Here is a 14,963-nt window from a genome sequence, read left to right on the forward strand (position 1 = left end):
GTAACTGCTTTTTTTATTGTTAAACTGCATTGCCATTTAAAAATTTGAAATACTTTTATCTTTTATTAAAGTTCAATTATGAGAAAACTTATTTACTTACTTGCAATCTTCCTGATATCAATCTCAACATCGGCCCAAAAAAAGATTACCGATAAGGATTTACAAGGCAACTGGAAACTCGCAGGCTATAATCAAAATGGTGTGACCCTTGACGTAAATACAGGAACAGTTACCATTTCCCAGGAAATGAAAAACCAGATATCTCCCGATATGATGAGTCAGATTGATGAAAGCGTAAAACAGATCCTTGAACCTCTGAGAGCGTCAAAAGTTACTTTTTCGGGTAATAGTATTGAACAAAATATGGGAGGCCAGGAAAGAAACGGCACGTATAGCATTAAAGACAAAGATGGACATCAAATAATGACAACATCCTGGAGTGACTCAACTACTACCGAAACCACTGTATGGATCAAAGACACACAATTATATATTTTTAAATATGAACAGGGACAAAGTGCCGAGTTCGTATTTACTAAAGCTTAACTTTCGTTTTCTATGAAAAAAATTTTCTTCGCCCTTAGCATGCTCATTTTTCTAACATCAGCATGGGCGCAAAAACTTACAGAAAAAGACCTGCAGGGCAACTGGAAACTTATAAAATATGAAGTAGGAGGCATAAGCCTTGATATTCCAACAGGTAAAGCAACCATGGAGAAGACAAGTGACCCTCTTGCAGCTGCAATGGGAATGCAAATGATAGGTGAAATGGAAGGATATACAGAATCATTAAGTATGGCGACCCTTGAAATTAAAGGAAATAATTTTAGCCAGCTAATCTCCAGCCACATGAGGAATGGTCCCTTTACAATCATAGAAAAAGATGGGCAGCAATACATTTCTGCAACTTTTGACAACGGAACTACTGACGAGATACCGTTTAGTATTGTAGACGGAAACCTATACCTGCTGCACTCAACAAAGCCTAAGAAGTATATTTATGCCCGAATAAAATAATAAGATTTAAATAAATAAGAGACACGCTGCAATTTGGGTATTTTTTTCTATTTTTATGAAACAAAACCAATAACATTCAGCCAATTATGAAAAAATTATTACTCTCTATTTTTTTATTAGTTACCATTTCGCCATTATGGGCTCAGGCAACCGCAAAAGTTTTCACAGAAAAAGACTTTCAAGGCAAGTGGAAATTAGTTACCTATTCAGTAAACAATGTAAGCCTCGATGTAGCCAGCGGCAAAGCGACTGTAGACGAGGTATATGGAAAAACAATTAAACCAGAGGTTGCCGCAGGTCTAAAAGAGGGCATGGAGAGAGAAGCTGCCGACTACACGGATGATTACCTTGAAGTGAAAGGAAAAAATTTCTCAATGTTTGTTGATGACAAAACACAAAAGGGAAGTTTCAAAATTACCCGTGACAAAAAAAATAATCAGGTTGTAGTTGCAACGTTTAAAGATTCTTCTAAAAGTACAGTTCCGGTTATTGTAAAGGATGGGAAAATAGTAATCAAACAAAAGTATACAGGCAAGATTTTCACCTTTGACAAGGACGAATAATATATAAAAAAACTCCCCGTTAAAAACGGGGAGTTTTTTTATATATTATCACGAATAGTGTTATTCTGCGTTAGCTACAATTTTAATAGCACTTCTGTAAAGGTAAGTACCATAAATATGGCGACGTGCAAAACGTGCCGGCGATTCAGCATTGATCATTTTTACATAAACCTGCTTAGGCACACCAAAGTACTCATAGCTGCTTCCGTCTAAAAAATTGATGTATAGTGCCTGATTTTCCATATAGAAATCCAGTATACCTGATGTAGTAGTAGTTTTGCTATACTCAGATGCGTTCTTCTCTGCAGTTTCAGGAGCTATACTCACCAAAAAGTGGTAAGCCGCAATAATCTCTTTACTTTTTTCCTCAGCAGCGTGGCGCTCTTCGTCAGTAGTGCAAGTATCAGGATGGCAATCTTTCATGCTGTTCCTGTAAATAGTTTTCAGTTCTTTAAGCGTGGCTGTTTTTGTAACGTCAAGCAACTTTCTGTACTCAACAATCTTTTTCATGTTCATATAAATCCTGTTATTCTGCCTTTGTTAGCGGCGGCAAAAGTAATAAAATAGAACGAGTTGACAATATTAATTGTAAAAATATCAGACTATTAGCCCTCAATATCTTAAAAAAACTGCTTTAAAAATTCAACAATAGCATGTAATGTTTCCTCAGGGGCTTCCTTGTGAGGGGTATGCCCTACCCCGGATAATATGCATTTTTTCGTTTCTCCACCCACCTGATCAATTGTCTTATCAACCTGTTGTAAGGTTCCATACTCATCTTTTTCTCCCTGGATAAATAATAAAGGAGAGGAAATATCTTTTAAAAAGTGTTCTATATTCCATTGCCTGAATTCGCTGCCGGTCCAGGTTTGTGTCCATGCCTTAAAAAGAGTATCTACCTTATCCCCATGATATTTTTGGAGACGCACCTGCAAATCGGTTGTTTCATAGGCATGCATTGCCTCCACGATTCCGTTTAGAGTTACATCTTCGACAAAAACATGAGCGGCTTCACAAATGACAGCAGTAATATATGAAGGGTATTTAGCTGCAGTGATCAGTGCGATGGAACCTCCGTCGCTATGCCCAAATAAAACAACATTCTCCAACTGCATCGCTACAAGCAGGTCATTTAAAGTATCGGCTTCAAGTTCGAGATAATCGGGTTTCCTGATATGAGTATTCATGGGGTCAGACTTACCATACCCAATACGGTCATAAACCATAACATTACAGCCGGTAGCTTCGGCAACCTTTTTAGTAAAATCCCTCCAAAGCGCAACACAGCCCAAAGAATCATGCAGAAAAACGATTGTAGGTCTTTCTTCGGAGGTCTTTATGCTTTCAACATAAATATTTTGACCATTTATATCTATAACACCTGTTTTCATATAATGAAACGCTAAATTTTTAAACAAAAAAAGCTCCAGATTTCTCTGAAGCTTATCTTAGTAGCGGGAACAGGACTCGAACCTGTGACCTTCGGGTTATGAGCCCGACGAGCTGCCTACTGCTCTATCCCGCGATGTTCGGTGCAAAGATACAACTTTAATTGATATATGCACTATATTATTAAATTGTTATTTTCGGCAGGTTCTATCTTAGTAATGGGAAGCACTCAAATATGCCCCCAGTTTTATTGAAGACAGTATAATATTACTCCGTGCATATTAATTGTTTATGGGAAAAGAACATAATGCTTTATCAAAAAAAAGCTGCCAAAAATTAGATAGCTTTGCGTATTGTGTAACACATATAAACCAGTTGCAGGCAATGATATATGAAGACCATTCTAAAAAATCTTATTAAACTAAAAATGAGCATTAACTTATTTCTATGGTTATCATTAATAGCTTTACCGGAAATGGTATTCTGCCAATCAACTGACTTTACTATTAAGGATGTAAAGTTTGAAAGCCATGGCGTCACTCTTGCAGGCTCAATTTTAACACCTAAAAAAACATTTGCTGCGGTTGTAATTGTTCATGGGTCTGATCCGGTAAAAAGAGAAATAGAGTTCGCTAAACGTCTCGCCAAAGAAGGTGTTGCCGTATTAACATACGACAAACGTGGAGTTGGAGAATCTGGCGGTGTATATGTAGGGCCTTCTGTTGGTACGAATAATATTGAGAATACTAATCTTAATTTATTAGCTGATGATGCAAATGCGGCAGTAAATAAATTTCGAACCTATTTGGAAGATAAAAAAACACCTATCGGATTAGTTGGCTTCAGTCAGGCAGGATGGATAATCCCCATTGCTGCCAGCAAAAATCCACAAATAGAATTTATGGCTTTATTTAGTTGCCCTACAATTACGACTCTGGAGCAACTTCGATTTCAGTTTTATACTAACGGAAATAATAATTTTTGGGAAAACCATACAGAATCAAATGCTCGTGAACATGTCAAAAATGATCCTGATAGATATCAATTTACTGCTACTGACCCAAAAAAATTCTTGAATATACTTTCAATTCCGGGGCTTTGGCTTTTTGGTGAGAAAGATATCCAAATTCCTGTAAAATTGTGCATAGAGCAATTAAATACATTTAAAGTTCAGGGCAAACCTTTTGAATACACCTTATTTCCAGAATTAGGGCACAATACTGCTTCCGGCAATACTACAGTGCCTTTTGATATTGCAGTTCAATGGATAAAACAGAAAGCTTGGAATATTAACAATTCTAAAGTATCCAGATAAATCCAACCTACGCAGCCATCTGGCAGGACAGTTATCTAAAACAAAAAAGCTTCAAATTTCTCTGAAGCTTTTCTTAGTAGCGGGAACAGGACTCGAACCTGTGACCTTCGGGTTATGAGCCCGACGAGCTGCCTACTGCTCTATCCCGCGATGTTTCGAGTGCAAATATACAACCATTACTGACAACTGCAAGTAAAACAACGGAAAATCTTTTATTTCCGGCCTTATCATTTGTACAGTACTGATATACCCTTCTTTATCTATTAATTATTTTATGAATTGGAAAAAAACAACCCTTGTTTATATTTTCAACAGCACCTGTAAACCGGTAAATCCTATCTGAAGGCCTACACAAAAGATAAGAAAAGCACATATTCGCTTTACAACATCTTCTCCATGGGGACCTAAAAAATGTAATACCCTGCGTATATTAAGATAACACACATAGATCAAAGCACACATAATCACTATTGCTATAAGGATAGCAGCCAGATCAAGATAATACCCGCTTTGGTTCACTGCTTTGGTATGTGCACTCAACGTAAACAATACCGAGATGGTGCCTGCGCCGGTTGTAACTGGAAAAGTAATGGGATAAAATAATTTATCGGTAATATTCCTATCGCTTATGTTTTTCTTAAGTGCCTCTTCCGCTGCCTGACCGCTATCTGAATTTAAAAATTCCCATCCGGTTTTACAGATCATGATACCTCCACCTAACTGAATGATGGAAATTGTAATCCCGAATGCATCTAAAATAAAAGGGCCAATCAACAATATGCTTACGCAAAAACTAAATGCATAAAACGTAATCTTACCTACGGCATTTTTCTTTTGTGCCAGTGTCAGGTTCTTAAGGTACGGGCTTATTAAAAAAGCAGACCCCAGGGGGTTTATTACAGGGAACAATGCTATTATACCTATAAATATAAGGTTGACAAATGAGTTATGGAAAATACTGTCGTTAAACATAGAGTGTAATCATAGGATATTGAAAGAACTAAATGTATAAAACATTTATTAATATATCCTCTCACACTTTCGTTTTTTACAGCTTCATTAACAACCTGAAATCATATATCAATTTTATTAGCTACCTTTGCAGCTTACTTCAAAGCCATACATAAATGGCTTTTTCTATTAAAAACATTCAGTCATGTCACACAAAGCAGGCTTTGTAAATATCATAGGTAACCCAAATGTGGGTAAATCTACCCTTATGAACGCTTTTATAGGTGAGCGTTTATCCATCATTACCTCAAAAGCGCAAACTACACGCCACCGTATATTAGGTATCGTTAATGGCGAAGATTTTCAGGTAGTTCTGTCGGACACTCCCGGTATCATCAAACCGGCCTACGAATTACAAAAGAACATGATGGATTTCGTTAAATCTGCCTTTGAAGATGCTGACGTACTGATATACATGGTGGAAACAGGCGAAAAGGAATTGAAAGATGAAGCCTTTTTCAACAAGATCATACACTCTAAAATACCAGTACTGCTACTGCTGAACAAAATAGATAAATCGTCTCAGGAACAGCTTGAAGAGCAAGTACAGCTTTGGAAAGAAAAAGTACCGAATGCCGAACTTTATCCTATCTCTGCCCTTGAGAACTTCAATGTTAAAGAAGTATTCAACCGTATATTGGAATTATTGCCGGAGTCTCCTCCTTACTATCCTAAAGACGCCCTTACCGATAAACCGGAGCGCTTCTTTGTAAACGAGAGCATCCGCGAGAAAATCCTTTTGCATTACGACAAAGAGATACCCTATGCTGTAGAGATTGAAACGGAAGAGTTTCTTGAAGACGACAACATCATACGTATAGGTGCTGTAATTATGGTGGAGCGCGATACCCAAAAAGGAATCATCATTGGCCATAAAGGTGCCGCTCTTAAGAAGGTGGGCATGGAAGCAAGGATTGACCTTGAGAAATTCTTTGGTAAAAAAATACACCTGCAGCTTTTTGTAAAAGTGAACAAAAACTGGAGAAGCAATGCTTACCAGTTGCGCAGGTTTGGATATGACCAAAAATAGTTTTCAGTCATCAGTTTACAGTTTACAGTCATAAACGGCTTTAGACTTTCAACTTTATGACTTTATAAACTTAATAATACGTACTTTTGCAAAAAATTTAAAAATAGTAATGAATAATATAGTAGCTATTGTAGGAAGGCCGAATGTAGGTAAGTCTACTTTTTTTAACCGACTGATACAGCGAAGAGAAGCCATTGTAGATTCTGTTAGTGGGGTAACGCGCGACAGGAACTATGGTAAGAGTGAATGGAATGGCAAAGAATTCTCTGTAATAGACACAGGAGGTTACATCAAGGGATCTGAAGATGTTTTTGAAGCCGAAATACGCCGTCAGGTAGAGCTTGCTATTGACGAGGCTGACATTATCGTATTTGTGGTTGATGTTGAAGAAGGCATTACCCCAATGGATGATGAAGTCGCTAAATTACTTAGAAAAGTTACTAAACCGGTTCTGCTTGCAGTTAACAAGGTAGACAACTCTATGCGTGAAAAAGATGCTGTAGAATTCTACAATCTTGGACTTGGCGAATATTATACCATTGCCGGTATGAGCGGATCGGGTACCGGAGAGCTTCTTGATGCTCTTGTAAAACTGATGCCGGAAGCTGTTGCTCCGGATGAGAATGAGGTTGCCTTGCCACGTTTTGCCGTTGTAGGACGCCCTAATGCAGGTAAATCATCATTCATCAATGCACTTATTGGCGAAGACCGTTATATCGTTACTGACATTGCAGGTACTACCCGTGATGCCATTGACACTAAATATAACCGTTTCGGATTTGAATTCAACCTTATTGATACAGCAGGTATACGCCGTAAAGCTAAGGTTAAAGAAGATCTTGAGTTCTATTCGGTAATGCGTTCAGTAAGGGCTATTGAGCATAGCGACATCTGTATTCTTGTAATAGATGCCACCCGTGGTTTTGAAGGCCAGGATCAGAGCATTTTCTGGCTTGCTGAAAAGAACCGTAAAGGTGTAGTTATCCTTGTAAATAAATGGGACCTTGTAGAAAAAGATACTATGTCTACACGTGACTACGAACGTAAGATACGTGAAGAGCTTCAGCCGTTTACCGATGTGCCTATCCTTTTTGTTTCTGCACTTACAAAACAGCGTTTGCTAAAAGCTCTTGAAACAGCAGTAGAAGTATTTGAGAACAGAAAACAACGCATCTCTACCTCTAAATTTAACGAAACGATGCTTCCGATTATTGAGAATCAGCCACCACCGGCGCTTAAAGGTAAGTATGTGAAAATTAAGTTCTGTATGCAGTTACCAACACCTACCCCACAGTTCGTGTTCTTCTGTAACCTGCCACAGTATGTAAAAGATCCGTATAAGCGTTTTCTTGAAAATAAAATGCGTGAGATCTATAACTTCGAAGGCGTACCGATTGACATCTATTTCCGCCAGAAATAATATACTGCCCCCGATTTTGTCGGGGGTATTTTTTTTGAATTCAATTCGTCACTTTTAACACATTCTTTTGATGAGTATTCTTGCTTATAACACACTAATATGGTTAATTAGCTGTTTATAAGGAATAACCTTACCTATAGTTAATTTTATGCATAAAATACTCACGCTACTACTGTTGTTATGCTCCTCCATTTGCTTTAGCCAAACCATAAGCCTGAAAGGCAAGATCACCGACTCTCAGGATTTCCCTTTAGAATCGGCCACAATTTACCTGTCTTCTGTAAAGGATTCGTCGGTGGTAGATTACACCATATCCGGCAAAGCAGGATTATGGGAAATGAAAACAAAAAAAATAACCACTCCTGTATTTCTTAAAGTATCATATGTTGGACTTGAAAATCACAAAGAACAATTCCAGTCTTTAGACCAGGACCGCGATTTTGCCACCATAAAACTGGCTGATAAATCGACCGAACTTAACGAAGTAGTAATTCAGGGCGAAGTACCTCCGATAAGGATAAAGAAAGATACCCTCGAGTTCAACGCAGCTTCATTTAAAGTAAGGCCCGACGCCAATGTAGAAACCATGCTTAAACAGCTGCCCGGTGTAGATATTGATTCGGACGGAAAAATAACCGTGAACGGAAAAGAAGTAAACCAGATACTTGTAAACGGGAAGCCATTCTTTGATGCCGATGGACAAGTTGCCATAAAGAATCTCCCTGCAGAAATTATTGACAAAGTACAGGTAAGCGATACTAAAACAAAAAAAGAAGAACTGGCAGGCCAAAAAGCCAGCGGCGATAACACGAGTATTAACCTTACCATTAAGAAAGACAAGAATAAAGGCTTTTTTGGTAAAGCAATGGGCGGCTATGGTAGCGACGACAGGTATGAAAGCAGCCTCCTCATGAATTATTTTAAAGACAAAATGAAGCTGAGCCTTTTGGCCGCATCAAACAACATCAATTCCTCCGGGTTTACCTTTAATGAAGTGTTTGACAGTATGGGCAGCGGCAGGAATGCAATGGGAATGATGAATATGGTTAACGGCAGGGGAATTACCAGGTCTGATCTGGCAGGTTTAAACTATAGCGATGAATGGTTCAAAGGTTTTGATGCAAACTTAAGCTATAATTATAACGGCACAAATACCGAAAACAATAACCGTACAACCTCGACAAATTACCTCCCGGTAAGTAAAGATGATGACAATCCGGATACTGAGATAGATAAAAGCTACACTACACAATCTGTTTCCAGGACAGATAATGAAAGATATTCAAACATTGTAAACAGCGACTTTAAATTTGCGATAGACTCAACTTCTACCCTGCACTTTGGACCAAGGTTTAACACTACAAACTCAAGATCAAGAAGTGATTCAAGCCAGTTTTCAGACCGTATCGCTGATAGCAAACGCATGAATGAAAGCACGGCATCAAGTAATAGCGAAACCGATTCAAACACTTTTAGCAATCAGCTAACCTATAACAAGCAATTTCGCTCACGCAGAGGCAGGGGCATAAGCGCAGTTTTTGGCAACACCAATACTAAAAATGATGACAGGACCCTAAACCAGTCTAACACTATAAAATATAAATATCCGGGCGACGATATTGAAACCGAAATCGACAACAGGGATCAGTTATTAAACACTAACAGCTATTCTGACACCTATAACCTCGATTTTGAATATACAGAACCAATAAACGATTCACTTGCCGTGGAAATCGGCACAGGATATGATTTCAGCCAATCCGTAGACAATCGTGACACGTATGATTATGATGCCGCAACAGGAAATTATAGCGCTTACAATAATGCTCTTTCAAACTACCTCAGCTCGCAAACGGGAACTTTGACACCAAAGGTTGGTTTACGTTTCGATATAGGAAAACTGTATGTAAATGCTAATGCAGGCACTAATATAACCTCATTTAGAAACTTTGCTTCTTACCTGGGGCAGGATTATTCACTTAATAAAGATTACCTTTTACCGTCTGCCGAGATGAATGCAAGGTATTCACTTGCAAAAAGCGAATCGGTGTCATTTAATTATAATTACATTGTTGCCTTTCCTTCAGCCAGCCAGGTATTGCCTGTAGCCGACCTGAGCAACCCTTTGAACACTACCATAGGTAATCCGGATCTTGACCCAAATAAATCGCATCGATTGAGATTATCATACCGAAATTTCAACATGGCTTCAAAATCAGGCTTTAATGTGTCATTCAATTCCTCATTTTATGATAGCCAGATTACCCAGTTTACAATAACCGACAACAGTGGAAAGAATACCACTACCTACCATAACGTGTCCGGGGTGATGACCAATTCATTTTTTGTAAACTGGAACAAAACTTTTAAAAAGGACGCACATACGTACCGCCTTAGCCTTACAGGATCTGCAGGTTATAATGTAGACAAAGGCTTCCTTAACGGCGAGTTGTACGATAGCGAATCCGTACGCTTTAGCCCAAATCTGAACTTCACTTATGAATACGGAGAATTACTAACCATAAACCCTTCGTATAGCTTCACGTATAACGAATATCATTACACCAACTATAATATAAGTTCTTCGTCAAATTATGTGCACAGAGTTAATTTGCAAACCACCAGCTACTGGCCCAAACATGTAGTTTTTGGCAATGACTTTGGTTACACTTACAATTCAAATATTGCTGATGGTTATAAGAAGGATTTCTATTTATGGAACACCAGCATAGGCTATAATTTCCTGAACGACGATTTATTGATTAAAGTAAAGGTATACGACGTTTTGAATCAAAACCTTGCTACCTCGCGCACTATTGGCCCAACAAGCATTGTTGATCAGGAAAACACTGTTCTAAAACGCTATATTATGTTCTCGCTCACTTACAAACTTGAAAAATTTGGAGGTATGAAAAACAAGAACAGGCCCGAGAGAAGATTTGAAGGAATGCGTTTCAATTAAATATAAAATTTTAACATTACTATTCATACTAAAGTGTTTATTTAGCGGTTTATAAGTATAAACCTACCAAACCAGCCTAAATCACTTTACATGCACAAAATTTTTACCCTTTTATTATGCCTGTTTGCTGCTACAGCCTTCGGACAAAATATTATACTCAAAGGAAAAATCACTGATGACCAAAATTTTGCCCTTGAGGCTGCCACAGTTTACATCACTTCGGTAAAAGACTCCTCAATCGTAAATTATACCATAACTGACAAGAACGGAAATTGGGAATTAAAAACACGTAAACTTTTAAACCCCGTGTTATTAAAGGTCTCTTACATAGGCCTTGCTGACCACAGGCAGGAAATCGCAAGCATTGAAGCAGACCGTGATTTTGGCACCATAAAACTCGCAGACAAATCGACTGAACTAAACGAACTTGTAATTGAGAACGAGATACCTCCTATCCGTGTAAAAAAAGACACGCTTGAGTTTAATGCTGCCTCTTTTAAAGTAAGGCCCGATGCCAATGTAAAAACCCTACTGGAACAATTGCCCGGAGTAACCATTGATGACGAAGGCAAAATTAAAGTAAACGGAAAGGAAGTAAACCAGATACTGGTAAATGGCAAGCCGTTCTTTGACAAAGACGGCAAAATTGCCCTCGAAAACCTGCCCGCCGAAATAATCAATAAAGTCCAGGTAACCGATACAAAGACAAAAGAAGAAGAATATACAGGAAAAGATGCTGAGGGCAATAATGCCAGCATAAACCTGACCATTGACGAAGATAAGAACAAAGGCTTCTTTAGCCGTTTCGTTGGCGGCTACGGCAGCGATAAACGCTATGAGGCTAATGCCTTAGTCAATTACTTTAAAGGCAACAGAAAGATAAGCCTGCTGGCTTCATCCAACAATATAAACACTACCGGCTTTAGCATGAATGAAGTTTTTGACAGCATGAGCGGCGGCAGGGGCAACAATATCTACATGAGTGGCGATGGCAGCTTCGGGATTAACGGAATGCAGTTTGGCGGCGGCAATGGTATTACGCGTACCAATATTTTTGGACTTACTTATGGAGACCAGTGGTTTAAAGGCCTTGACCCGAACATCAATTATTTCTACACCAGTGCAGATACTGAAAACAATAACAAAACAAGGTCTGAAACTTTCCTGCCCACAGAGGCTAACCCTACTCCCGGCACTCCTGTAAACAAAAGCCTTATCAGTGAGTCTGTATCAAGAATGAATAGCTTTAAGTATGCACATAACTTAAATACTGAATTTGAGATTAAGGCAGATTCTACAACTACCGTATATTTTGCTCCCAAATTTTCTAAAGCTAAATCAAAAACATCAGGGGAATCGCTAAGCAACACTAAGAACCAGGATGGAAAACTGCTTAATGAAAGTAATGGCTCTAACTATAATGAAACGGATAACGATGCGTTTGAAACGGAACTGACTGCTACAAAAATGCTGAACAAAAAAGGCAGATCCGTAAGTTTTGAATTCAGTTCAGAAAACAAAAAAGAAAATGCTGCCCAGTACACAAATTCTTCTACCTTCTTCTACGAAGACACTAACGGTGACGGCATAGACGAAACACGGGCTGATATAAGGAATCAGTTAGTAACAAATGGTAACACAAGAGATTATTACAGAGGAAACTTTAATTTTTCGGAGCCCATTACAGACTCTTTGCGACTTAAAGTTGGTGCAACCTATAGAACTGAATCTAACATACAGAACCGTAAAGGTTACAATTTTGACAATGCCACAAATGGGTATACAGACATATCTGAAGAGCTGACAAATTATACAAGGAGCAACACTACATATATAACGCCTTTTGCAGGCTTTAACCTGAACAAAAAGAGATATGGCTTTGGGGCATCATTGGGAACCTCAATAATCGACTTTAAAAACTTTGGAGTCTATATGGGCACAGATTATACTGTAAACCGTAACTATTTATTACCCTGGGCAAATGCAAATCTGAATCTAAGGTTTGCCAAGACACAATCATTATATGTCAATTACAACTATAGTGTTAGTATGCCTTCGGCTTCGCAGGTTTTGCCAATAATTGATTTGAGCAGCCCCATGTACACAACCATAGGTAATGAAAACCTTGACCCTAATGAATCGCATTCTTTTTATGTAAGCTTTTATGATTATGATTTTGCGACCAACAGCGGCTATTCATTTTATGGAGGAGGAAGCTATAACGCAAGCAAGGTAATTACAATCACAGATATAGATGACAGTGCCAAACAGACGATACAGTATGGCAACATAAGCGGTACCTATGATGGATGGATGGGAGGAAACTGGAATAAACAGATCAAAACCGAAGGTGCCAGCAAATACAGGATTAATCTAGGAATGTATGGTAATTTCAGTTTTGATAAAGGAATTACCAATCAACAGCTATATGAAGCAAATTCCTACTCTGTAGGCCCTAAAGTTGGGCTTACCTATGATTATGGCGAATTGCTTAACATAAGCCCTATTTACAGCTTTCAGTATAACGAAACGCATTATACTAACTATGCCACCGATTTCCAGTCAAACTTTGTGCACAAAGCCGGATTGCAGACTACAAGCTATTGGCCAAAACATATTGTATTTGGAAACGACTTTACCTATACTTACAACTCAAATTTGGGAGACGGCTTCAAAAAAGACTTCTTTTTATGGAATACCAGCCTTGGGTATAACTTCCTTAACAACAAGCTAATGTTTAAAGTTAAGGTATATGACATGCTGAATCAGAACCAGGGTTCTTCACGCTATATATCGCCTACTTCAGTAACTGACACACAAAATACAGTGCTTAAACGCTACGTGATGTTTTCACTCAGCCTTAAACTGGATAAGTTTGGCACTAAAAAAGACAATAAAGATAATGAAGACCGTTTCTGGTTCTTCTAAAAAAAACGAAAGGCTGCAAATTGAATTTGCAGCCTTTCGTTTTTTACATAGTATTACCAGCTTCCACCGGCACCACCTCCGCTAAATCCGCCTCCACCGAAACCGCCGCCGAAGCCTCCGCCTCCGCCGCCTGATCCACCAAAGCCGCCGAAACCACCAAAGCCGCCGAAACCACCTCGTGAACCTCCGCCGCTTCCCAGGCTGCTTAGGATTAGTATATCGGTAAGGGTAGAGCCAAAGCCGCCACCATTGTTACCGCCACGGCCACCACCTCTTTTCGAAAGGATTACAATGACGATAATGAATATAATGATGAATATAAAAATACCACCACCTCCGCCATCTTTATCTCCTTTCTTTAGATTCTTGCGTTCTTCTTTATATTTGCCTTTCAGCAACTGAAAAATGGCATCTGTACCTGCATTAAGCCCGTTATAATAACTTCCTGCTTTAAATTCAGGAATTATCACATCGCGTGTCATCTGTCCAACTATCCCTGCGGATAATTTGTCTTCAACCCCATAACCCGGAGATATCCAGATTTCACGTTCTTTTGCGGCCAGTAATATCAGTATACCATTGTCCTTATCAGCCTGCCCTATACCCCATTCATGAGCCCATTTTGGTGTTAGTATACCAATACTCTCTCCTTTGATCGTTTCAACTGTTATGACAACGATCTGCGTTGAGGTAGAATCTGAATATCGTACAAGCTTTTCTTCCAGTGCACTCTTTTCAGATGCGCTTAAAAGTTGCGCATAATCATAAACACTGGTTTGTAAATCAGGTTTTTTAGGTATATCAAACTGCGCAAATCCTGCTAAAGGCATTAAAAATGCGATTAGCAGTAATATAAAATTAAATTGATGTGTCTTTTTCATTTATCCTCTGGATATAGTATCAGGCAATTCGTTTTTATCGTCATCGGCATAAGGAAAATATGTCTTTAGCCTTTCACCTGCTTTCAGGATTCCTTCAACAAGGCCATCCCTGAAACGGTTTTCTTTAAAATGACTTATAACAGCATCTTTAGTACAATCCCAAAAATCAGTTTCTACAGCCTTATCAATACCTTCATCACCAATAATGGCAAAAGTATGGTCATCAACTCCAACATAAAACAATACACCATTGCGAACGGTAGTGTTTTGCATTCCCAATTGATGAAAAACCTCCTGAGCTCTTTCGAGAGGAGGTTTTTCACTATGATTTTCGATATGTACCCTTATTTCACCCGAGGTATTTTTTTCGGCCTGCTGTATTGCTGAAACTATAGCTTCTTCGTCAGCAGGGGTTAGGAAATCATTATTTGCAGGCATAGCGCTTTA

General features: G+C 38.6%; 13 protein-coding genes and 2 tRNA genes. 8 read left to right on the forward strand and 7 right to left on the reverse strand.

All coding sequences use genetic code 11. The features are described 5' to 3' along the window. Nucleotides 1–78 precede the first annotated feature (78 nt). From ACX0HA_RS05440 to ACX0HA_RS05450, 3 genes are all read left to right on the forward strand, one after another. Nucleotides 79–546 (forward strand): hypothetical protein, encoded by a 468-nt coding sequence (locus ACX0HA_RS05440; protein WP_458844259.1) that lies wholly within the window; start codon nt 79–81, stop codon nt 544–546. Nucleotides 547–558: 12 nt separating this feature from the next. Further along, complete coding sequence (locus ACX0HA_RS05445; RefSeq protein WP_458844260.1) at nt 559–1,017, forward strand: hypothetical protein; 459 nt, start codon at nt 559–561, stop codon at nt 1,015–1,017. Nucleotides 1,018–1,103: 86 nt separating this feature from the next. Continuing rightward, a complete protein-coding gene (locus ACX0HA_RS05450) occupies nt 1,104–1,580 on the forward strand; it encodes a hypothetical protein (RefSeq protein WP_458844261.1) in 477 nt (158 codons plus the stop codon). Between the two features lie 60 nt (nt 1,581–1,640). Here ACX0HA_RS05450 and ACX0HA_RS05455 read toward each other — a convergent pair whose 3' ends face one another. The 3 genes from ACX0HA_RS05455 to ACX0HA_RS05465 all read right to left on the reverse strand — a co-directional run bounded on the left by ACX0HA_RS05455 (nt 1,641) and on the right by ACX0HA_RS05465 (nt 3,105). Next, entirely contained in the window at nt 1,641–2,090 is a 450-nt protein-coding gene (locus tag ACX0HA_RS05455; protein ID WP_458844395.1) for a KTSC domain-containing protein, read from the reverse strand. 110 nt (nt 2,091–2,200) lie between these two features. After that, entirely contained in the window at nt 2,201–2,971 is a 771-nt protein-coding gene (locus ACX0HA_RS05460) for an alpha/beta fold hydrolase (RefSeq protein ID WP_458844262.1), read from the reverse strand. A 61-nt stretch (nt 2,972–3,032) separates the two neighbouring features. Further along, nucleotides 3,033–3,105, reverse strand: a tRNA-Met gene (locus ACX0HA_RS05465). A gap of 255 nt (nt 3,106–3,360) precedes the next feature. Here ACX0HA_RS05465 and ACX0HA_RS05470 point away from each other — a divergent pair. After that, nucleotides 3,361–4,284 carry an alpha/beta hydrolase family protein gene (locus ACX0HA_RS05470; protein WP_458844263.1) on the forward strand — a complete coding sequence of 308 codons (924 nt, stop codon included), beginning with the start codon at nt 3,361–3,363 and terminating at the stop codon, nt 4,282–4,284. A gap of 77 nt (nt 4,285–4,361) precedes the next feature. Here ACX0HA_RS05470 and ACX0HA_RS05475 read toward each other — a convergent pair. Together ACX0HA_RS05475 and ACX0HA_RS05480 are read right to left on the reverse strand one after the other, a co-directional pair. Beyond that, nucleotides 4,362–4,434, reverse strand: a tRNA-Met gene (locus ACX0HA_RS05475). A gap of 150 nt (nt 4,435–4,584) precedes the next feature. Beyond that, nucleotides 4,585–5,256, reverse strand: a complete 672-nt coding sequence (locus ACX0HA_RS05480; RefSeq protein WP_458844264.1) for a MarC family protein — start codon at nt 5,254–5,256, stop codon at nt 4,585–4,587. 184 nt (nt 5,257–5,440) lie between these two features. Between ACX0HA_RS05480 and era the strand changes: the two genes are divergently transcribed. From era to ACX0HA_RS05500, 4 genes are all read left to right on the forward strand, one after another. Continuing rightward, nucleotides 5,441–6,325 carry a GTPase Era gene (era, locus tag ACX0HA_RS05485; RefSeq protein ID WP_458844265.1) on the forward strand — a complete coding sequence of 295 codons (885 nt, stop codon included), beginning with the start codon at nt 5,441–5,443 and terminating at the stop codon, nt 6,323–6,325. A 109-nt stretch (nt 6,326–6,434) separates the two neighbouring features. Then, nucleotides 6,435–7,745 carry a ribosome biogenesis GTPase Der gene (gene der / locus ACX0HA_RS05490; protein ID WP_458844266.1) on the forward strand — a complete coding sequence of 437 codons (1,311 nt, stop codon included), beginning with the start codon at nt 6,435–6,437 and terminating at the stop codon, nt 7,743–7,745. Between the two features lie 148 nt (nt 7,746–7,893). Continuing rightward, nucleotides 7,894–10,707: an outer membrane beta-barrel protein gene (locus tag ACX0HA_RS05495; RefSeq protein ID WP_458844267.1), complete on the forward strand. Its 2,814-nt coding sequence runs from the start codon at nt 7,894–7,896 to the stop codon at nt 10,705–10,707. A gap of 90 nt (nt 10,708–10,797) precedes the next feature. Continuing rightward, nucleotides 10,798–13,635, forward strand: coding sequence for an outer membrane beta-barrel protein (locus ACX0HA_RS05500; RefSeq protein ID WP_458844268.1), 2,838 nt, complete (start codon nt 10,798–10,800; stop codon nt 13,633–13,635). Between the two features lie 53 nt (nt 13,636–13,688). On the opposite strand, the gene ACX0HA_RS05505 is transcribed toward ACX0HA_RS05500, so the two are convergent. Both ACX0HA_RS05505 and ACX0HA_RS05510 read right to left on the reverse strand, forming a co-directional pair. After that, nucleotides 13,689–14,465 (reverse strand): TPM domain-containing protein, encoded by a 777-nt coding sequence (locus ACX0HA_RS05505; protein ID WP_458844269.1) that lies wholly within the window; start codon nt 14,463–14,465, stop codon nt 13,689–13,691. Between the two features lie 51 nt (nt 14,466–14,516). Next, nucleotides 14,517–14,954, reverse strand: coding sequence for a TPM domain-containing protein (locus ACX0HA_RS05510; RefSeq protein ID WP_458844270.1), 438 nt, complete (start codon nt 14,952–14,954; stop codon nt 14,517–14,519). Nucleotides 14,955–14,963: the final 9 nt, after the last annotated feature.

Source organism: Flavobacterium hauense (assembly GCF_054457175.1).